The following is a 20,041-nucleotide window of genomic DNA, read 5'->3' on the forward strand; positions in this document are numbered from 1 at the left end:
AGGCGCTCGTCCTAGCCATTCAAGCTTTACTGCAGTTATACCAATAATGCAGCCGATAAAGATTCGATTTCGTCGTCGGCATTATCAAGAACTTCTTGCAGTGTCGTATCGTCGACTTCAAAATCGATATTGGCGGCGAATTTTTTGGTGTTCAAGCCTTCTTGTTCATGTAATGGGGAAATGACAGGCGCAATATCATTGGCCAATATCAGCGTATCACCTAATGATACTGGTGGCACACCAGATATACCTTGCCAGAGTAATTCAGCCGCTTTCATCACGTGTTCCGGAATACCTAATTGCTTCATCACGCCACGGCCAATTAATTTTTCACCGTATTCACGCCAGATTTCAGGTTCACCATCAAGTAAACCGGGAAACTCCTCAGCACGCGAAATTAAATAAAAACCGCCAACCTCATGCACGATGCCAGCGAACATCGCTGTATCCGGATCGACTCTGGTGATGTGTCTGGCGATAACTTGCGCTAATGCCGCTACGTGGGCTGAATGTTCCCATAGTTGTTTGGCTTTTTGTTTTAATACCGGATCGCGTAGCTGACTATTAAGCTGACGTACCAGGGTCGCGCTTACTAGTGTTCTGAGGGTGCGAAAGCCGAGACGGCTGATCGCCATGGGGACGTTGTTGATATCGTTGCCAGAGCGATTAAATGCCGATGAATTGGCCATGGCTACTGTTCTGGCTGAGAGTACAGGATCTGCAATGATGTATTTTGCGGCTGTTTCGAGATGACAATCCGGGTTGTCGAGGATGCGCTTTAACTTTAAGGTTTCTTCAACATGGGTAGGAAATACTAAATCACCCTGATTGGCTTGTTCGGCAATATTTTTATAGATGGCTAAGCGATCCATGAAAGGCCTCCCTCGAAACATTGAGATCTGATGATAGTGTTAAAAAATGTAAATTACTAGGTATTGATTGTATAGGATAGTACAAAATTTCCATGTGGCAACGTTTTTTTCTATCTTGATTCAAAGCGGGAATGTTCTTCAAATGGCTTACAAGATTTAGCATTTTTACATTAAAAATTATAAAAATACTACTAAATATTTTATAAGTGTTGTTCAATCGCTGTGAAAAATTCTGGAGACAGACAGACTCATCCTGAGGAATGAGTCTGTCTGTTATTTGAAACGTTGCAAGGAAATGTAGTGCGGCGACGCGACGCACAACGACGTGGTGTAACTCAATACCAGATGCTACCTGGACAATCCCCTGCGACTATCGGCTTGTGCGTCAGGATGTTTTTTTATTTTTCTGATCGTTGGCTGGTACGCCACAAGTTGGGCAATAGGGGTAAAACGCGTTGTGCCGCAAGCCACATGCATGGCATTTGGTGTAGGTTGTTAGGCCGCAGTGCATGCAAAAATTAACCTGCACGCCTTCAATTGCCGGGATTGCTCTGTCGCACCCGGGACATTGTCCGCGCGCCATAGATTCAAGCGCTTTTTCGTAGCGGATCTCGTGCTTACGTTCTTCCTGCGGAGCAGCCTGCTCCAGACTTTTTTTCTCCAGATAATTTTGCAGCGATTTGATTAATGCTTTTCCGCCGATGAATGTCAGCGCCGCACCAACACCATAGCGGATGTAACCACCAAAGCTCGGAAGATAAGGGACCAGTTCAAAGAAAAATGCGAACAGTGCAAAAACAATGTAGCCCCAAACGAAAGGCCATTGCTGACTTTTGCGATGCTGACGAAACAGCCATATGGCGATTGCTAACAGAGGTGCCACGAATAACAAACGAATGCCGAATGCCTTGAGCGAATCTTTGTAGAGTGCGGTTTCGTATGCGCGATTTGCAATGACTTCCAGGTCTGCGAGTTGCTGTTGCTGTGGGCGTATGTTTTCTTCGATCACTAGTTTTTGTTGATCGATCTGTTTAATTTTATCTTCGAGTTGCTGTTGCATTTGCAACTGCACATCAAGCTTGCGTGCTTTCGCGACAACTTCTGGATTTTGATCTGACTGTTCAGTGCTATTGCGTGCCGCACGCCAATTATCGAAACTCTGCTTGTCCTTTGCATAGTTTTCACGACTTGTGTTCAGTTGATTGGTCAGAAGGCGTTGTTGATTTTCGAACGCAAGTATCTGCTTACGCTGAGGAGCGATGAGTAATTCAATTTTTTGATTTGCAGCATGATCGACAAAATCCTCCGGTGTTGGTGATTTTGACAAAAGTGGTAAATCGGCAATCAGACTCGCACCGACGTTGATGAGGAAAAATGCAAATAATAAGGCAATAGCCCACTGTCCAAATCGAAAAAATCTTTCAGGCCCACGCAGCTGTGTGTACATACCTTTTCCTTCAATTTTGATGTTGAGTAGTCCCGTAAAAATCTTTTGGTATTCGATTGATACGGAGCTGGAATTGCCATTTTATACCGTTAATTTAATTTTCCATCCGATATATTTTTTGTATTTATATTGATGGTTTTGAGAAAGAGATTGGGTAAAAAAAACAGCACCCATGGGTAGGGCGCTGTTCATCAGATTAAAACGCAATAAAAAGGAAGAACATTATTTGTTAGCCGGGCTTCCTTCACCAAGGTGCTGAACAAAAAAGCTTTCATATTTTTTATGCCAGGTCTTGGCTTTGATCGCACCGCCCATGCCATGTTCACCGTCAGGATCGAGGAATAAATCGACCAATTGTTCTTTGCCATTTTCCAGCAAGGCACGATAAACATTGACCGTGTCCTGATACAGCACATTAGGATCTTGCATGCCGTGTACCAGCATCAAAGGTTTTTTCAAACCGGATGTTAAAGGTAATAAAGAGAAACGGCGTAAGCTGAGTTTGCTTCTTTCGGTTTTGCCGAGCGTGCGTCCGGTGTACCAGCTATTGTAGTTTTCCCATTCTGTCGGGCCACCTCCGGCAATCCCGGCGGCAAATGTGTCTGGACTAGTGTACATCGTATATTGCGTCTGGAAGCCGCCAAAACTCCAGCCAGTCAGACCAATACGCTTACTATCTACACCGAAATGTTGTTGCATGTACTTAGTCAGATCTTCCAGATCTTCGGTTTGTGGTTTGCCAGGTTGTTCCCAGTTAGCGTCGCTGAATTTTCTACCATAATTTGAATGGCCACGAGGATCTACAGCAACGGTGACATAACCATGTTTAGCGGCCATATACATGCCAAATAGGTAGGCGGTTTGTTGAAAGCTATCGGTTTCAATAATATGGCGATCGCCCAGAGGACCACCGTAGGTATAGACGATAGCAGGACGCTGGTCGCTTTCCTTCCATCCTTCAGGTTTGAATGCATACGCTTGAATCATGTCACCGTGGCGATTTGGATAGCTGAAACGGATCGGACGCATGATATCGACGGCGTTCCACAAAGGGTCGTTACTTTGTGTCAGTGTTTTAGCTTTGGCCGTTCTGGTATCAATTAATTTTAATTCTGGACGGCTAGACCATTGACCGGCGACGCTGGCGAGCTCAGTGCCAGTATCTGCAATTGCGCTGGCGCGGTGGTAGTCGCCCGCCTGACCCAGTGCAGTCATCGCACCGGTTGCCATATCGACCTTGAACGCATTCATTGCGGCAAAATCGTCTTTGTTGGCGAGGACAAACATGGATTTGCTATCGGGACTGAAGCCGACAATATGGTGCGCCTCGAAATCACCTTTTAAGATTGGTTTGGCAGCACCGGTGTCAGTATTGATCACGTAAGGTTGACGGTAACCCTGTTCATCCAGAATCGCGATCAATTGTTTGCTATCAGGGGTGAATTGCGGTGATATGAAGCCGACGACTTCATGACCGACATTGCCACGGCGCTCAAATACCAAGCTTGGTTTGCTAGCTTCATCAGCTTTACCAACGTAAATGCGCAACAAATTCTTTTCCCGTTCCCAAGTCGAGAATGTGTAACGGCTACCATCTTTTGTCCAGCTGACATCACTCATTTCAAACCACACATCGCCGCCTTCATTTGTGAACACTGGTTGCGGTTGACGGGCATTGCTATCGCTCACACGACGGATATATAAGGCAGTCGGTAACACTTTGCGCTTGTCATCGGCAACTTCACGATCGACTTTTTTAGCAGTAGCGAAACGGGTGTTGTAATCCATGATCTCGACTTTGCGCTCAGATGGTGGATTGACTTTGCCTGTTTCTGGATTGATGTCCGGTGCCTCGGCAGAGATCGCCATCCACTGTTTGTTCTCGCTCAGAACCGTGCTCACGATTTTGTACTTCTTATCGGCATCATCCGGATGAATCAATTCGCGGTTTAACTGGCGAATGGTACTGTGATCAAAGCTGGCGCTGTATAAGCTTTTTTCGTCCATATAAATGTAGCCTCTATCGTCCGCGTTGTAAGCGACGATACGTTCTTTTTTGTCAGTTTGCGTCAGGCGTTCGACCTTATAGGTGCTGGCGTCGAGGCGGAATAAATCACCGCGATATTCAAAAATTAATTCATTCTTTTTGTTGGCCCAGACCAGATTATCGATGCCTGGATAAAGATCGCTAGGTTTGAGTTTTTCTTTGTCGTTTTTCTTTTTCAGCTCGTCACGCAATTCCCAGATTTCTTTTTCTGTATCGGCTTTAGCGTCTTTCTGATCGTCTTTTTTATTTTCTTTTTTATCTTCTTTTTTTGCATCGACGCTGGCGGTGTTCGCACTCTTATCCGCAGCAGCTGCAGCGGCTTTTTCTTTCGCAGCTTCCGCATCGGCCTCGGCTTTTTTTATCACTTCTTTGGCTTTCTTTTCTGCCAGTTCTTTTTTGATCAGGGCTAAATCAGCATCTTCCCATTGTTTGAGATTGACGTTTTCACCACGTAAATAGGCGGCCTGGGTTTCAGCCTTTGCCTGACGCTCAGCTTCTTCTTTTTCTTTTTGTTTGGCCTTTTTATCGAATCTGTCCCACACCTCAGGGGCGTCGTAGGCTTTCATTACTGCTGGTGATGTAATACGTTTGCTGGCCCCAGTTTGCGTGTCGTAAATGTACAAATCAGAACCCAACTCATCAAACGGATTCCAGGCATAAGCAAGATAACGTCCGTCGTGGCTGAAGTTGAGCAATTTAGCCTGTTGCCCCGCGTAGGATTTAGCACGGTACAGTTGTTCTAGTGTCAGGTCAGCGGGATTGATTTTGGTAACAACGCTGTTTGTGCTGATATTGCCGTTCGAGACTGCCGCGGCAACGTTTTGCGGGGTCAGGCTGACCAGCGCGCCACTGCAGGCGAGCGCGATGCTTAGGGTAATAATTTTCGGGGACATGGGTGGAAGGCTCCTGGAGATGCTTTTTTATTGATAATTATTTGAAGGTAAGACAAAAAGCTGTCGCAGCACCGTTGTGGTGCCTTGTTTCGCATCCGGAACGTCATGTCAGCAGTACTTGGCCGACAAGAATCGTTCATCTCTGGATGAATTTCAGACCAATAGCCTGAAAGTGAGCTGTATTGACTGAAGTTGATGATTTTAAGTTCCTCGAAATGAAATGAAAAGTGGAAAAATATTTTCATTAATTTTTATGAGACTGTTGAAAGTCTGCTGAATTGGTTTCAAGACAAATTATTCTTTTAACGAAATAAGTTGAAATTGATTTTTTGCTCATGTATAGTGATTTGGTGTGTTGGTTATGTATAACACTAACTTTGATCTGTTCTGATGACTATTGTTTGCGGTGTAGGTCAAATTCTTATGGGGGATGTATGGCTGTCGATTGGCACGATCAATCGCCGATATACCGGCAATTGAAGCAAAAGGTCCTGTCGATGATACTCGATGGGATTTTAAAACCGGGCGATGCTGTGCCTTCGGTGCGACAAGTCGCGACCGAATACCAGATTAACCCGATCACTGTCTCAAAAGCGTATCAGGAATTATTGGAACAAGAACTGGTAGAAAAACGGCGCGGTGTAGGTATGTTCGTTACCGACAATGCGTTTGAGCGATTATTGATTTCTGAACGAAAACGTTTTTTAAAAGAAGAATGGCCTGCGACATGCCAACGTATTCGTCGCTTGGGTTTGTCCCTCGATGATTTAATGCCTGGCCTTAACGTATCCAAAGTAGTACCAGACCGACAAGGAGAACAAGAATGAATGCGGTAGTTTCAGCAAAACACTTGCGTAAAACCTATGGCAAGCAAGTCGCCGTAGATGGAATCAGTTTTGATATTCCGTCTGGACGCATCGTCGGTTTGATCGGCCCGAATGGCTCTGGCAAAACCACGACTTTAAAAGCGATTTTAGGGCTGACTTCGTATGAAGGTGAACTCAGCGTGCTTGGACTCAATCCGCACACACAACGCGATGCCTTGATGGAAGAAATTTGTTTTATTGCTGACGTGGCGATTTTGCCGTCATGGCTCAAAGTTAAAGATGCGGTCGATTTTGTCGAAGGTGTGCATCCCAAGTTTAACCGTGAAAAAGCACAACGCTTTTTAGCTAAAACTAAGCTCACGCCGGAGATGAAAGTCAAGTCCATGTCCAAAGGCATGGTGGTGCAATTGCATCTTGCTTTAGTGATGGCAATTGATGCCAAATTATTAGTGCTTGATGAACCGACTTTGGGGCTGGATATTTTGTACCGCAAACAGTTCTATCAGGATTTGTTAGAAGACTATTTTGATCAGAACAAAACCATCATCATCACGACGCATCAGGTGGAAGAGGTGGAGCATATTCTGACTGATTTATTGTTTATCCAAAACGGCAAAATCAGCTTGTCAGCAAGTATGGAAGAAGTTGAACAACGTTTCATCGAAGTGGCAGTCAGCCCTATGCATGTCGAACAAGCGCAGGCATTGCATCCCATTGATCAACGTTCGATGTTTGGCAAAAACGTGATGTTATTTGATGGTGTTGACGCTGATATATTGCAAGCCTTGGGCGAACTACGCCGGCCTAGTATTGCGGACTTGTTTGTCGCTACGATGAAGGGAGTAAAATAATGAAACAGATGATGACCTTGAAATGGTTATTGAAGCGTGAGATCTGGGAAAATAAAGCAATGTTAATCTGGTCTAATTTGGCTCTGGCTGGATTGATTTTGATCTTTACTTTATCCGGCATATTTCGTTTAAAAGATGCTGCAATCAAAGTAGATCTCCAGGCTGATGTGCAGTTGAATGATTTGGTAACGGCGGTGGGCCACTACTTTACATCGGGATTAATTTTATTTTCTATCCTTATGGTATTTGCGGTGTATTCATATGCAACGGGATCCCTAAGCGATGAAAGAAAAGATCGCAGTATTTTGTTTTGGAAATCTTTGCCGGTATCGGACGAATTGACTGTGTTTTCTAAAGTCATTGTTGCGCTGATTCTGTTTCCATTAATGGGAATGCTTACTCTTGTCCTGACTAACTTGATATCGATGTTTGCCTTATGCGGTGCTTATGCTGCTCATGGTGTAGGTTTATTTTCTTTCGTTTTCAGTAGTAACGGAATATGGGGACAGGTAGGACATACGCTAAAGTCTTTTCCTATATATGTCGCTTGGGCTTTGCCGACGATAGGTTGGATGATACTCGTTTCATCGTGGGTAAAAAGTCGCCCTGGTATGTGGGCCATTCTGATTCCAGTTGGTGTTTTCGCGTGTATAGCATTTGCGAATGACGTGGTAGGTGTGAAATTTGTAAGGGATGTTGCGTACGCCTTATTGTTCCGGGGGGTGTTTAGTATTGTTCCAGATTCGTGGAGCTATCACTATTATCTTACTGAGTATGAGCAAACACTATCACTCCCAGCGTCGATACAAAATGTTGTGCTTAAGGCTGATTTGTCGTCTTGGGATATTTTTGCAACGTCTGATCTGTGGATAGGTGTTATTGTTGGCATAGGTATGCTATTCATGGCCGCCAGAATACGTCGCGGGAGAGGTGATTAGTTCATGTCTTGCTTTGAAGTTGGCAACCTCATATTTCTGTAAATGAACATTGAAACTGGCTCATCGAATTCATTTTTGATGAGCCTGGTTTTTATCCTCTTTCATTACGTTTAAAGAGATTTATAACTAATCTTCACCTCGCAGGCCGCACCACCAAAGCTACACCCATCAACGCAATCACCATCCCGACCACCGCCGTCAGCGTAAATTTTTCTCCAAACATCAACCACGCCATGAGTGCCGTTACTGCGGGTACCAGATACATATAGCTAGTCACCTTGGTTGCTTCACCGTGGCGTATCAGCACGTACAACACGGAAATCCCAACGCCTGACAAGATAAAAATCGACCATGCCATGGCGATGAAAAAATGCGGCGTCCATAAAACCGTTTGTGTTTCAAGTAGCAAAGCAAGTGGAATCGTCACTAATAACGAGGCACCAAACTGGATCACCTGACCAGTGCGTACATCAAAAGACGGACACGTCTTTTTTTGGTAAATGGTGCCAGACGTCATTGCCAACAACGCCATGATCGCCAGCGCTACGCTTGCCACTGACAAATGCACCACGGATATTTTATTGGCGACGACGAGTCCGACGCCAGCGATGCCAAAAGCCAGCCCCAGCCATTGCTTGCCACGAATGCGCTCACCAATGATCGGACCCATGATGGCTGTCAGAATGGGTTGAGTATTGGCAATCAACGCCGCCATTCCAGCCGGCATACCCAATTTGACCGCACACCAGATGCCACCCAGATAGATGGCCTGCATCAGTACCCCCGCAATTGCTATGTGTAGCCAGTCTTTGCGGGCAGGCCACGGCGCTCGCATTACCAATGCCAGCGTCAACATCAGGATCACGACGCCAAGATAGCGCATACTAAGAAAGGTCAGCGGCTCGGCATAGGGAAGTCCATACTTGGCAGCTACAAAGCCAGATGCCCAAATAAAAATAAATATGGCAGGTAAGGATCGATGCAAAAAAGAGCTGCCAGATGTTGTCATGTTAAAACTGTCTCGAAATAATTTTTTTGAATGTGTGCATCGTTAAATATTCGCATAAATACGTCAGACGATAGATGAAAAAAAACCTGCGATGCTTTTGCATACGCAGGTTTTTTTCATCGATTCCGGTGTGGGCACCGAAATGATCAGAATTACGCCAGGTTTGCTGCTGCGAAATCCCAGTTTGCCAATGCCCAGAATGCTTCCAGGTATTTTGGACGTGCGTTGCGGTAGTCGATGTAGTAAGCGTGTTCCCACAGATCGCATGTGATCAGTGGCTTGTCTGTTGTTGTCAACGGTGTAGCTGCGTTGGATGTGTTGACGATGTCGAGTGTACCGTCCACTTTTTTCACCAACCATGTCCAGGAAGAGCCAAAGTTGCCGATGCAGGATTTAGTGAATGCTTCTTTGAATGCGTCAAAAGAACCCCATTTTGCATCGATAGCTGCAGCCAATGCACCAGTAGGAGCGCCGCCGCCGTTTGGTTTCAGGCCGTTCCAGTAGAACGTGTGGTTCCAGATTTGCGCTGCATTGTTGAAAATGCCAGCCGAAGATTTCTTAACGATTTCTTCTAATGTGGAATTTTCGAATTCTGTACCTTTGATCAGGTTGTTCAGATTAGTGACGTAAGTCTGATGGTGTTTACCGTAGTGGTATTCCAGAGTCTCTTGAGAGATGTGCGGAGCCAGAGCGTCCAGTGCATAGGGCAATGCCGGTAGGGTATGTTCCATGTTGCGTCCTTTAGTTTTCTTCAGAGGTTACCGTCGAAATAACGGCAAATACGTGGTGCTAAACTGTCATTGTAAGCGTTTGTGCGAAAGCTTGCAGCTACCCGACATGAAAATCCTTTATCTCTGTCTTTTCACTATCTGGCCAAAGCGCAATTTTTAATCGGTCAGGCTTTGCTGTACGCTAGTCACGCTGATGTCTGCGCTGCCTTGTGCGAGTCTGACGTGGAGCTGTGTATTTGCTTGCAGCTCAGTGCTTGAACGCAAAGCCTTGCCATGTTTGTCACTGAGAATGGCATAACCACGTTCCAGCGTGCGTTGCGGGTTAAGCAGCTCTAATTGTGCTTGTAAGCCCGCCAGGCTTTGCTGGCGCTGGCGTATGCCTTGCTGTTGCGCCTGGGTCATGCGCCGTTGCCAGTCCGCAAGCAATTGACGCGGCCTGTCCGGATCAGGGCGTGCCGTATGCCAACGTTGTTGTAGTTGCTGTAGTTCATGTCGTGCGCGCTGCAAGGGCATTTCACTCGCGTAACGCAGACTTTGTGCACTTTGCTGCAATTGCTGGCGTTTGGCGGCAATCGCCGCTTTGGGACTCAATAAACGGCGTGACAACCAATCCAGCGTCTGGCTTTGGGTCGCCATTTGCCTTTGCATGCTACGTTGCAGATGCTCTTGTTGCCTTTGCAATTGAGTCAACCATTCACTGCGTGGCGTGACGGCCAGTTCAGCGGCGGCGGTTGGGGTCGCGGCGCGCAGATCGGCAGCAAAATCAGCAATCGTGAAATCGGTTTCATGACCGATACCAGCGATCACGGGGATGGGACTATGCGCAATCGTGCGGGCGACGATTTCTTCATTAAATGCCCATAAGTCTTCAATACTGCCACCACCACGACAAACTAACAGCACGTCGCATTCGGCGCGGTCAGCGGCGGTGGCAATCGCCTGGGCAATCTTGTTGCCAGCACCATCGCCTTGTACCGGAGTGGGGTACAAGATCACATTCACATGCGGCGCGCGGCGCCTCAGGGCTGTCAGAATATCCCTTAGCGCCGCTGCTTGTGGGCTGGTCACGATGCCAACGGTCTTGGGAAATACAGGCAAACCGCGTTTGCGTTCCGGGTCGAACAAGCCTTCTTGTGTCAGTTGTGCTTTTAATCTCAAGAAAGCCTCGTACAAATTGCCCACGCCGGCGCGCCGGATAGCTTCGACGCTCAGTTGGTAGTCGCCACGCGGGGCGTATAGTGTCACTAATGCTCTGACTTCGACCTTGTCACCTTCACGTGGCTGGAAGTCTGCATACTGGGCGCGGCCGCGGAACATCACAGCACGCACCTGGGCCGCATTATCCTTGAGGGTGAAGTACCAATGCCCAGAGGTGGCGCGGGTAAAATTGGAAATCTCGCCGGAAACCCAGGTCAGTGGCATATTTCGCTCCAACAACTGTGCAACGGCGTTGTTGAGCGCCGAAACTGTCAAGACAGATGGCGTGGCGTTTGAGTTCAGTGAACGAAAGTCAGTATTCATCAGATTAAAAAACAAAAAAGCTTTCCACAGAAGCGTGAAATGGTCATCAGGATGTCATTGTGTGCTACAGATGTCAAAACAAATGCAAATATCTTCTATAAGTCATTGATTTTCATTGGGTTTTCAAATGCAAATAACTTGAGCAATATGAAAATTTCCTTACAAATCAAGGGCTTTGCAGCTTATCCAGTGCCTTGTGCACAATCTTATCCACAGAATTGGTGCATAAACAGTGGATATCTTCGCCGGAGTTCTGGATTTTGTGGATTGATTAAAATCTATGCAGTAATAGAAACTTTAATAAAATCAGGTACTTAACTACTTATAATCGGCTTCTACACAACGTTATCCACAAATATTGTGTAGAAAATCGGAAATTTCCATAAAAAATCTCGGTGATTTCAAAGTTACTCACAATAAAGCTTTATTCGTGCTTCTGCTTAAAATTTAAGCTCCGTCAAATTAGTCATATAAATCATATACTTAATTTGATCTCCTCCGCTTTTTCACAATCTTGTCCACATTATTTGTGCAAAAGCTCAGACTTATTCAATTGAGATACGCTTAAAGTTATATTTTTAGCATCTATGGGTAACTTTTTGTGCATAAAACAGGCTTTGCTTAAAAAATAGGCGACATTGAATTATCTATATAAATCAATTAATTAAGTGAATAGTGACAGCTTTTACACAACGTTATCCACACAATTTGTGAAAAACAAACAGATTTATTCCCATGTCGAAATTTTGCTTTATTTTTGAGCGGAAATCCTCTCAAAACAGGCTTTTGATTAAATTATTTGCAGAGGTATAAATTACTTTAAAATCAGACGCTTATGTATATTTGCTAGCCTTGTGCACAAGCTTATCCACACAAAGTGTGCAGAAAGAAGTGAATAATTCAGTGTTTTATCTCATTTTTTGCATCGGAAAAGCCTGCTTAATTCTTGAGCGAAACCTTAATTGTCTTTTAATTCAAAGGCTTACCTCGATTTGTACAGCTTATCCACAAGCTTGCGCACAGTTTTTGTGTAAAACGTTGGTTTTTGATTGTGTTTCGGTTGTTGAAAGATAAATCAACAAAGTACACTTGCCCGACGGCACACAACACGCTACATTGCGGGGTTGGAATTCTGAACCTTCAAGGAGTGACCTTTGTTCGCTATTATTCAAGCCGCCGGCTGGCCTATTTATCTTTTGTTGACTGCCTCTGTGATCGCTTTGACGTTGATCATAGAACGTAGCCTTTCATTGCGTAGAAATAAAATTTTGCCATCTACCTTGTTAGATGAGGTAATACGCGTCTATCAGGTCGGTAAAATAAAACCAGAAGTGATTGATCAATTGGCGGGTAATTCGCCGTTAGGGAAAGTACTGGCGGCAGGCTTGCGCAACGTCAGCGCGCCGCGCGAAGTAATGAAAGAATCGATAGAAGAAGCAGGTAGTGCTGTGGCGCATGAGTTGGAACGCTTTTTGACTACCTTAGGCACGATCGCTTCACTCGCGCCATTAATGGGTTTGTTTGGTACGGTCGTTGGTATGATAGAAATTTTCGGTTCGCAAACCGCAACGGGTGCCAATCCGGCGCAATTGGCGCATGGTATTTCGGTGGCCTTGTATAACACAGGTTTTGGTTTGTTGATTGCGATGCCATCTCTGGTTGCTTATCGTCATTTCCGTGCTCTGGTTGACAGTCTGGTGGTCGATATGGAACAGCAAGCGGTCAAATTTGTTGATGTTGTTCACAGCGCCAGGAAGTAAGCATGAACTTTCGCAAAGGAAAGGGCAGGGAAGAGCCTGAAATCAACCTGATCCCGTTTATTGACGTGTTGCTGGTGATATTGATTTTTCTGATGGTCACAACGACCTATAGTCGTTTTACCGAATTACAAATCACGCTGCCAACTGCTGATGCTGAGAAAGCGCAAGATACCAAGCCGAATCAGATTAACATCGGTATTGATGCTCAGGGGCGTTATAAGATCAATGATCAGGCCGTTTCTTTTTTGGATACGGCTACCTTGGCAGATGATCTCAAAAAAGCCGCTGCTGCTTTGGATGAAGGCAAGACTGGCGTTCGACCTGACCCGATTGTGATCATCAACGCTGATCGCGCAACCACGCATCAGTCAGTCATTGATGTGCTGGAAGCGGCCCGCATTGCAGGCATGGCGAAAGTCACGTTTGCTGCGCAGGCTTCGAGTCCTAAATAAGGCAAGTTAGAGCACGCTTACGTGAGCAACTTGCAAAAAATGCAGTCAATAATTCAAAACCAGATGGCCTTTTCTCTGAAGCGATTGCAAAAAGAGGGGGGAGTATCTGGTTTTGTTGCTCTGAGATTGTTTAATTTCAATGCGAGATTAAATTTTTATAGTAATACTGCCGGGGAGTAAGTTTTTTCCGGGAATGTGGGTAGGTATTTGCATGCAAGCGCGTTTGGGCTCCTCGCTACAATCATGGCTACAGTCATGGATCATGAAAAATTGGCAAAAGCGTGGTCTTTGGGCTTGCGCTTTATGGCCATTGTCCAGGTTATTTCAATTAATCGTTTCATTCCGCTTTGGCTTGTTCGTACTTGGTTACAAACCACAGACCAGAGTCGAAGTGCCGGTGGTGGTGGTCGGCAATATTTTTGTCGGCGGGACCGGGAAAACGCCTTTGGTCATCTGGCTGGTGCAGCAATTACAGGCTGCTGGTTTCAATCCTGGTGTGATTTCTCGCGGTTATGGCGCACATGCTGAAAGTGTGGTCGTACTGGATACCGGATCGCAGGCATCGCAAGTGGGTGACGAGCCTTTGCTGATTGCACAGCACACCAATGTGCCGGTCGCAGTAGGGCGTGACCGTGTGGCCGTTGCACGCTGTTTGTTGGCTACACGCCCGGAAATCGATGTGTTAGTTGCTGACGATGGCTTGCAGCATTATTTTCTTGCCAGAGATATTGAAATCATGCTGTTTGATCAGCGCGGTACGGGCAATGGTTGGATGCTGCCTGCCGGGCCTCTGCGCGAACCTGTGCAGCGTCGTCGAGACTTCACGGTGCTCAATGCCGGGACTGATGTGCCATTTGCCAGTGTTCCTGGTATGCCTGCAGATACGGTGCGTATGCAGTTATTGCCACAGCACGTCTATCAACTGTGCGACCCAAAAGTACGCAAACCGCTAACAGAATTGCGTGCTGAAAAAATGGTTGCAGCAGCAGGTATTGGTAACCCCCAACGATTTTTTAGTATGTTAAGTGCTGCCGGACTGAGGTGTTCAAGTCTGCCATTAGCTGACCATTTTGAGTTCGATGCGCAGACTTTTATGCAGATAGATGCCGATTGCATTCTGATCACAGAAAAGGATGCAGTAAAATGTCGTCAAATTCCAGTGTTGCAAAACGATGCGCGGATCTGGGTCGTGCCGGTACTGGCACAACTTGATAGCGGTTTTGCGACAGCCCTTCTACAAATGATTTCGGAGAAAAAGCATGGACGCTCGCCTGCTTGATGTTTTAGTTTGCCCTTTATGCAAGGGACCATTGGTGTATAACAAACCTGCGCAAGAATTGATTTGCTATGGCGACAAAATGGCATTTCCGGTTCGTGATGATATTCCTATCATGTGGGCGGAACAGGCGCGCACGCTGACGACGGAAGAAATCGACGCCCGATAATTTGAAAGAAATCAGGAATCCCGCATGAGTTTTGTTGCCATTATTCCCGCCCGTCTCGCTTCGAGTCGTCTTCCTAACAAGCCCTTGGCAGACATTGCTGGTAAGCCCATGGTCGTCCGCACCGCGGAACGTGCACTGGCTTCCGGTGCCAGTGCCATTATGGTGGCGACTGACCACGCGGATATTGTGGCGGCTTGCGAAGCGCATGGTATCCCTGTCTGCATGACCCGTGCAGATCATCCGTCTGGCACAGATAGGATTGCCGAAGTCGCTGCCAGTATGAATCTGGCCGACGATGCTGTGGTGGTGAATGTGCAAGGCGATGAACCTTTGATTGACCCTGCGTTGATTGCGGCTACGGCTGCCTTGGTCAATGCGACTGTGCCTATGGCAACGGCCGCGCATCCAATTCATGATGTGCAGGACGCGTTTAATCCGAATGTAGTGAAGGTCGTGTTGGATAAGCAGGCACGTGCTTTATATTTTTCCAGAGCGACGATTCCGTGGCACCGCGATGGATTTGCTGATGGCTTGGGTGCCAATCGTCAGCGTTTCCCAACGGAGTATCAGCCTTTGCGCCACATCGGGTTGTATGCTTACCGCAACGATTTTCTAAAAAAATATCCGCAGCTTGAGGTATCGCCTTTGGAGCAAATCGAAGCCTTAGAACAGTTGCGTGTATTGTGGCATGGCTACTCTATTGCGGTGCATGTGACCGCTGCCAGCCCTGCGCCAGGGGTGGATACTGCCGAAGATTTAGAAAAAGTCAGGCAATTTTTCTCAAAAATTGTTTAAAAAATGAAAGAACTTCGCCACGATTTCATGCTAAAGCATCAATAATGCAGAAAATTGTGGTAAGTTTCGTGAAAAGAAACTGTGCTATTACTGACTTTTCAGCGCCAAAAGAAAAAATAAATACGTGCTGAAAAAAGGTGAAGTGCAGATAAAAGCAGTAAAAATTCAGTATGTACCTGCTTGGTACATGCCCAAAATAAATTCAAACTCGTCTTAGGAAATAGAAAAATGCGTCTTATTTTATTGGGAGCACCAGGTGCTGGCAAAGGCACTCAAGCCAATTACATCAAAGAAAAATTCAATATTCCACAAATTTCTACCGGCGACATGTTACGTGCAGCAGTGAAAGCTGGCACGCCATTGGGTCTGGAAGCTAAAAAAGTGATGGATGCTGGTGGTTTGGTGTCTGACGACATTATCATTGGTCTGGTAAAAGATCGTCTTAAGCAAGCTGATTGCGCCAATGGTTACTTGTTCGATGGTTTTCCGCGCACGATTCCTCAAGCTGACGCAATGAAGGACGCTGGCGTTCACATCGATTACGTGTTGGAAATTGACGTACCAGATGAAGCTATCGTTGACCGTATGAGTGGCCGTCGTGTGCATCCAGCTTCGGGTCGCAGCTATCACGTCAAATTTAATCCGCCAAAAATCGAAGGTAAAGACGACGAAACAGGCGAAGATCTGATTCAGCGTGATGACGACAAAGAAGAAACTGTAAAAAAACGTTTGGCTGTCTACCACGATCAAACTAAAGTGTTAGTGGGCTACTATGGTGAATGGGCAAAATCTGGTCAACCCGGTGCTCCTAAATATCGCAAGATTGCTGGTGTCGGTCCGGTTGAAACGATACGCGACAGCGCATTTGCAGCATTAGCAGAATAAGAAAAAGCGGACTGAATGTCCGCTTTTTTTACGCCTTTTATTGGGCGGCAGATTGCTGGTAAATGAGGTTTGCAGTGCTTTTTATCTGCACGTTTGATCGCTGAATGTGATTGAAGTGTAGCAAAGAAGAAATGGTCTTGTTTTATCTGGTTTTACTTTGTCGTCAAAAAGTCAGTGGCACTCACAAGGTGGGCTGACAATAACAATAGGAGGAGTCAACATGACAGCAAGTCTTTGGTTCGTCATCGCATGTGGCGTGGTTGCCGTGCTCTACGGTCTGGTCTCACGTAGTTGGATTTTGCGTCAGGATGCCGGTAACCCGCGTATGCAGGAAATTGCTGCGGCGATTCAGCAGGGAGCGGCAGCTTATCTCGCCAGACAATACCGCACCATTGCGATGGTCGGTATCATTCTTTTTATCGCGATCGCCGCCATTCCAGGTTTAGGTGTGACAACGGCGGCTGGTTTTCTGATCGGTGCGGTCTTATCTGGTGCTTGTGGCTTCATCGGGATGAACGTTTCTGTGCGCGCCAATGTACGTACCGCTCAAGCTGCGACTAAAGGCATGAACGAAGCGCTGGATGTAGCGTTTCGCGGTGGCGCTATCACGGGCATGTTGGTGGTCGGTCTGGGCTTACTAGGTGTGACCATTTTTTATTGGGTGTTGGTGAGTTCAGCATCAAATGCAGCAGGACAGGTCCTATCCCAACATGATGTCATCAAACCGTTAATTGGTCTGGCTTTCGGCGCTTCCCTGATATCTATTTTTGCCAGACTTGGTGGCGGTATTTTTACCAAAGGCGCGGACGTAGGCGCCGATCTGGTTGGTAAAGTCGAGGCGGGTATTCCTGAAGATGATCCGCGTAATCCAGCAGTAATTGCAGATAACGTCGGCGATAACGTCGGCGACTGTGCGGGTATGGCAGCAGATTTGTTTGAAACCTACGTCGTTACGCTGATCGCCACCATGTTATTGGGCGCGCTTGTCATCACCAATGCGGTCACAGAAGCGATCGTGTATCCTTTGTTGTTAGGCGCGGTTTCTATTCTCGCTTCGATCGTCGGTTGTTCAGCAGTCAAAGCCAAACCGGGTAAAAAAATCATGTCGGCGCTTTACACTGGCTTATGGTGGGCGGCTGGTTTGTCATTGATTGGCTTCGCTATCGTGACCTGGCAAGTATGGCCAGATGATGCGATGCGCTACAAAATGATGGGCTCAACTGTCGTCGGTATCGTGCTCACCGGCTTGATGGTCTACATCACCGAATACTACACTGGCACCGATTTCAAACCCGTACAACACGTGGCGCAAGCTTCCACCACTGGTCATGGTACGAACATCATTGCTGGTCTTGGCGTATCGATGAAGTCAACGGCGTGGCCAGTCTTGGCGGTTTGTGCCGCGATTCTGGTTTCCTATTCCTTAGCTGGTTTGTACGGCATTGCGATTGCCGCGACTGCTATGTTGTCGATGGCCGGCATTATTGTCGCACTCGATGCCTATGGCCCGATTACTGATAATGCGGGCGGTATCGCAGAAATGGCGGAAATGCCAGCTTCAGTGCGGGCGATTACTGATCCGCTTGACGCCGTAGGTAACACGACTAAGGCTGTCACAAAAGGTTATGCGATTGGTTCTGCTGGCTTAGCGGCGCTCGTATTATTTGCCGACTATACGCATGCGCTGGATTCGGTAGGCAAATCTACCTCGTTTGATTTATCCAATCCGCAAGTCATCGTTGGCTTGTTTATCGGGGGTTTGATTCCTTACCTGTTCGGCGCGATGGCAATGGAGGCGGTAGGGCGTGCTGCCGGTGCCGTAGTGATTGAAGTACGTCGCCAGTTTAAAGAAATCAAAGGTATCATGGACGGTACCGGCAAGCCTGAGTACGATAAGGCAGTTGATATGCTGACCACCTCTGCCATCAAGGAAATGATTTTACCTTCCTTGTTACCGGTGATCGTGCCGATTCTGGTGGGGCTTTTGCTGGGGCCCGCTGCTTTAGGTGGCTTGCTAATGGGAACCATTGTTACAGGTTTGTTTGTCGCGATTTCTATGACAACAGGTGGCGGTGCCTGGGATAATGCTAAAAAGTACATAGAAGATGGTCACTTTGGCGGCAAAGGTTCCGAGGCGCACAAAGCGGCGGTGACTGGCGACACCGTCGGCGATCCTTACAAAGACACAGCAGGGCCAGCAGTCAATCCTCTGATTAAAATTATCAATATCGTTGCTTTGCTGCTAGTCCCATTGTTACCCGCAACCGGAACGACATTATTCAGCGCCGCTTCGACACAATCTGTGACTGTCAATGCGACGAATTCTGACTTGCCGGTGGCAGCTAAAGTTAGCATTTTGCTCTCATCCGTACCATTGAAAGACGATAAAGCAACCACTCCAGTGCTCAAGCAATAATCCTGCTGACGTATTCATTATTGTTTCAAAGGAAATAGAACGCGAAATCGTGCGCGAATAAAAAGATGGCAAACGCCTCGTTCGCCATCTTTTTTTATTTCCATCGCAAAAATTAGATGCAATAATACAGATGTGACGTTTACGTAAACGTAATATGCGATGACCGTATGCGTAACTGTTTATTTTGACGCGAAGACGCTAAGATAAACGCGAGCTAGGGCAACCTAAGCCAATATTAAACAGACTGTGCAGGTGGCCGGGCGATTAAACCCAAACACTGCGAATTTATTTCATTATTCAGCGAACGGAAAAGAGACAGAACATGCAAATTCAGAATGGCGTATTTATTATCACTGGCGGTGCCTCCGGCCTTGGTGCAGCAACCGCAAAAATGATCGCGGCAAACGGCGGTAAAGTTGTTTTGGCCGACGTTCAGGTTGAAGCTGGTGAAAAGCTGGCAGCTGAATTGGGCGGCAAATTTGTGAAATGTGACGTGACCTCCGAAGCCGATGGCAAAGCGGTTGTTGACGCAGCTTTGGCAATGGGCGCGGTGCGCGGTCTGGTGAATTGTGCTGGGGTTGCTCCGGCAATCAAAACCGTCGGTAAAGATGGTCCGCATCCACTCGATGTATTCCAACGTGTTGTGAATATCAACCTGATCGGCACTTTCAACATGTGCCGTCTGGCTGCCGATGCGATGGGGAAAATGGAGCCAACAGAACAAGGTGAACGTGGCGTAATCATTAATACCGCATCAGTTGCTGCATATGATGGACAAATTGGTCAGGCTGCATATGCCTCTTCTAAAGCCGCTGTGGTTGGTTTGACGCTGCCGATGGCACGCGACTTGTCTCGCAGCGGCATTCGGGTGATGACGATTGCACCAGGTATTTTCGAAACGCCAATGTTATTGGGCATGCCGCAAGAAGTGCAAGACGCTCTCGGAAAAATGGTACCGTTCCCACCACGCCTCGGCAAACCGGAAGAATATGCGCACTTGTCGAAAACCATCATCGAAAACGTGATGATGAATGGCGAAACAATACGTCTCGACGGCGCAATTCGTATGCAGCCAAAATAAACAGGTGATTGTCGATTGTTGTTTTTGACAATCAATCACAATCTCGAACGGCAATGCAGCATGACAATTTC

17 protein-coding genes are annotated in these 20,041 nt (G+C 46.7%); 11 read left to right on the forward strand and 6 right to left on the reverse strand.

Annotated features, from left to right (window positions below):
* Window positions 1–35: 35 nt before the first annotated feature.
* From ACO0KY_RS13835 to ACO0KY_RS13845, 3 genes are all read right to left on the reverse strand, one after another.
* On the reverse strand, window positions 36–872 hold the full coding sequence (locus ACO0KY_RS13835) for an HDOD domain-containing protein (protein ID WP_423046949.1): 837 nt from the start codon (window positions 870–872) through the stop codon (window positions 36–38).
* A gap of 385 nt (window positions 873–1,257) precedes the next feature.
* Window positions 1,258–2,319, reverse strand: a complete 1,062-nt coding sequence (locus ACO0KY_RS13840) for a hypothetical protein (RefSeq protein ID WP_423046951.1) — start codon at window positions 2,317–2,319, stop codon at window positions 1,258–1,260.
* A gap of 222 nt (window positions 2,320–2,541) precedes the next feature.
* On the reverse strand, window positions 2,542–5,259 hold the full coding sequence (locus ACO0KY_RS13845; RefSeq protein ID WP_423046953.1) for a prolyl oligopeptidase family serine peptidase: 2,718 nt from the start codon (window positions 5,257–5,259) through the stop codon (window positions 2,542–2,544).
* A 434-nt stretch (window positions 5,260–5,693) separates the two neighbouring features.
* On the opposite strand from ACO0KY_RS13845, the gene ACO0KY_RS13850 reads away from it, so the two are divergent.
* The 3 genes from ACO0KY_RS13850 to ACO0KY_RS13860 are packed head-to-tail and all read left to right on the forward strand — an operon-like array spanning window position 5,694 to window position 7,875.
* Window positions 5,694–6,086: a GntR family transcriptional regulator gene (locus ACO0KY_RS13850; RefSeq protein ID WP_423046955.1), complete on the forward strand. Its 393-nt coding sequence runs from the start codon at window positions 5,694–5,696 to the stop codon at window positions 6,084–6,086.
* Window positions 6,083–6,937 (forward strand): ABC transporter ATP-binding protein, encoded by an 855-nt coding sequence (locus ACO0KY_RS13855; RefSeq protein WP_423046957.1) that lies wholly within the window; start codon window positions 6,083–6,085, stop codon window positions 6,935–6,937. The genes ACO0KY_RS13850 and ACO0KY_RS13855 overlap by 4 nt, the downstream gene beginning before the upstream one ends.
* Window positions 6,937–7,875, forward strand: a complete 939-nt coding sequence (locus ACO0KY_RS13860; protein ID WP_423046959.1) for a hypothetical protein — start codon at window positions 6,937–6,939, stop codon at window positions 7,873–7,875. The genes ACO0KY_RS13855 and ACO0KY_RS13860 overlap by 1 nt, the downstream gene beginning before the upstream one ends.
* 133 nt (window positions 7,876–8,008) lie before the next feature.
* On the opposite strand, the gene ACO0KY_RS13865 is transcribed toward ACO0KY_RS13860, so the two are convergent.
* The 3 genes from ACO0KY_RS13865 to xseA form a co-directional block, all read right to left on the reverse strand.
* Entirely contained in the window at window positions 8,009–8,884 is an 876-nt protein-coding gene (locus ACO0KY_RS13865; RefSeq protein WP_423046961.1) for a DMT family transporter, read from the reverse strand.
* 152 nt (window positions 8,885–9,036) lie between these two features.
* Window positions 9,037–9,615 carry a superoxide dismutase [Fe] gene (gene sodB / locus ACO0KY_RS13870; RefSeq protein WP_423046963.1) on the reverse strand — a complete coding sequence of 193 codons (579 nt, stop codon included), beginning with the start codon at window positions 9,613–9,615 and terminating at the stop codon, window positions 9,037–9,039.
* Between the two features lie 156 nt (window positions 9,616–9,771).
* A complete protein-coding gene (xseA, locus tag ACO0KY_RS13875) occupies window positions 9,772–11,136 on the reverse strand; it encodes an exodeoxyribonuclease VII large subunit (protein ID WP_423046965.1) in 1,365 nt (454 codons plus the stop codon).
* 1,154 nt (window positions 11,137–12,290) lie between these two features.
* On the opposite strand from xseA, the gene ACO0KY_RS13880 reads away from it, so the two are divergent.
* From ACO0KY_RS13880 to ACO0KY_RS13915, 8 genes are all read left to right on the forward strand, one after another.
* Entirely contained in the window at window positions 12,291–12,896 is a 606-nt protein-coding gene (locus tag ACO0KY_RS13880) for a MotA/TolQ/ExbB proton channel family protein (protein WP_186912936.1), read from the forward strand.
* A 2-nt stretch (window positions 12,897–12,898) separates the two neighbouring features.
* Window positions 12,899–13,348 (forward strand): ExbD/TolR family protein, encoded by a 450-nt coding sequence (locus ACO0KY_RS13885; protein WP_186912937.1) that lies wholly within the window; start codon window positions 12,899–12,901, stop codon window positions 13,346–13,348.
* A 262-nt stretch (window positions 13,349–13,610) separates the two neighbouring features.
* Complete coding sequence (lpxK, locus tag ACO0KY_RS13890; protein ID WP_423046967.1) at window positions 13,611–14,627, forward strand: tetraacyldisaccharide 4'-kinase; 1,017 nt, start codon at window positions 13,611–13,613, stop codon at window positions 14,625–14,627.
* Complete coding sequence (locus ACO0KY_RS13895) at window positions 14,608–14,793, forward strand: Trm112 family protein (protein WP_423046969.1); 186 nt, start codon at window positions 14,608–14,610, stop codon at window positions 14,791–14,793. The genes lpxK and ACO0KY_RS13895 overlap by 20 nt, the downstream gene beginning before the upstream one ends.
* 24 nt (window positions 14,794–14,817) lie before the next feature.
* On the forward strand, window positions 14,818–15,588 hold the full coding sequence (gene kdsB, locus ACO0KY_RS13900; RefSeq protein WP_423046971.1) for a 3-deoxy-manno-octulosonate cytidylyltransferase: 771 nt from the start codon (window positions 14,818–14,820) through the stop codon (window positions 15,586–15,588).
* A gap of 228 nt (window positions 15,589–15,816) precedes the next feature.
* Window positions 15,817–16,473 (forward strand): adenylate kinase, encoded by a 657-nt coding sequence (gene adk / locus ACO0KY_RS13905; RefSeq protein WP_423046973.1) that lies wholly within the window; start codon window positions 15,817–15,819, stop codon window positions 16,471–16,473.
* A gap of 220 nt (window positions 16,474–16,693) precedes the next feature.
* A complete protein-coding gene (locus tag ACO0KY_RS13910; RefSeq protein WP_423046975.1) occupies window positions 16,694–18,889 on the forward strand; it encodes a sodium-translocating pyrophosphatase in 2,196 nt (731 codons plus the stop codon).
* Window positions 18,890–19,211: 322 nt separating this feature from the next.
* Window positions 19,212–19,970, forward strand: a complete 759-nt coding sequence (locus tag ACO0KY_RS13915) for a 3-hydroxyacyl-CoA dehydrogenase (protein WP_423046977.1) — start codon at window positions 19,212–19,214, stop codon at window positions 19,968–19,970.
* The last annotated feature ends 71 nt before the right edge of the window (window positions 19,971–20,041 follow it).

Source organism: Undibacterium sp. Dicai25W, assembly GCF_049340505.1.
GTDB lineage: Bacteria > Pseudomonadota > Gammaproteobacteria > Burkholderiales > Burkholderiaceae_D > Undibacterium > Undibacterium jejuense.

Excerpts from the sequence above, each read along its gene's own strand:
- ACO0KY_RS13895 (WP_423046969.1), top strand. The coding sequence starts at position 14,608 with ATGGACGCTCGCCTGCTTGATGTTTTAGTTTGCCCTTTATGCAAGGGA.
- ACO0KY_RS13835 (WP_423046949.1), bottom strand. The coding sequence starts at position 872 with ATGGATCGCTTAGCCATCTATAAAAATATTGCCGAACAAGCCAATCAG.
- ACO0KY_RS13855 (WP_423046957.1), top strand. The coding sequence starts at position 6,083 with ATGAATGCGGTAGTTTCAGCAAAACACTTGCGTAAAACCTATGGCAAG.
- ACO0KY_RS13885 (WP_186912937.1), top strand. The coding sequence starts at position 12,899 with ATGAACTTTCGCAAAGGAAAGGGCAGGGAAGAGCCTGAAATCAACCTG.
- lpxK (WP_423046967.1), top strand. The coding sequence starts at position 13,611 with ATGAAAAATTGGCAAAAGCGTGGTCTTTGGGCTTGCGCTTTATGGCCA.
- ACO0KY_RS13865 (WP_423046961.1), bottom strand. The coding sequence starts at position 8,884 with ATGACAACATCTGGCAGCTCTTTTTTGCATCGATCCTTACCTGCCATA.
- ACO0KY_RS13840 (WP_423046951.1), bottom strand. The coding sequence starts at position 2,319 with ATGTACACACAGCTGCGTGGGCCTGAAAGATTTTTTCGATTTGGACAG.
- ACO0KY_RS13910 (WP_423046975.1), top strand. The coding sequence starts at position 16,694 with ATGACAGCAAGTCTTTGGTTCGTCATCGCATGTGGCGTGGTTGCCGTG.
- kdsB (WP_423046971.1), top strand. The coding sequence starts at position 14,818 with ATGAGTTTTGTTGCCATTATTCCCGCCCGTCTCGCTTCGAGTCGTCTT.
- adk (WP_423046973.1), top strand. The coding sequence starts at position 15,817 with ATGCGTCTTATTTTATTGGGAGCACCAGGTGCTGGCAAAGGCACTCAA.
- ACO0KY_RS13845 (WP_423046953.1), bottom strand. The coding sequence starts at position 5,259 with ATGTCCCCGAAAATTATTACCCTAAGCATCGCGCTCGCCTGCAGTGGC.
- ACO0KY_RS13860 (WP_423046959.1), top strand. The coding sequence starts at position 6,937 with ATGAAACAGATGATGACCTTGAAATGGTTATTGAAGCGTGAGATCTGG.
- sodB (WP_423046963.1), bottom strand. The coding sequence starts at position 9,615 with ATGGAACATACCCTACCGGCATTGCCCTATGCACTGGACGCTCTGGCT.
- ACO0KY_RS13850 (WP_423046955.1), top strand. The coding sequence starts at position 5,694 with ATGGCTGTCGATTGGCACGATCAATCGCCGATATACCGGCAATTGAAG.
- xseA (WP_423046965.1), bottom strand. The coding sequence starts at position 11,136 with ATGAATACTGACTTTCGTTCACTGAACTCAAACGCCACGCCATCTGTC.
- ACO0KY_RS13915 (WP_423046977.1), top strand. The coding sequence starts at position 19,212 with ATGCAAATTCAGAATGGCGTATTTATTATCACTGGCGGTGCCTCCGGC.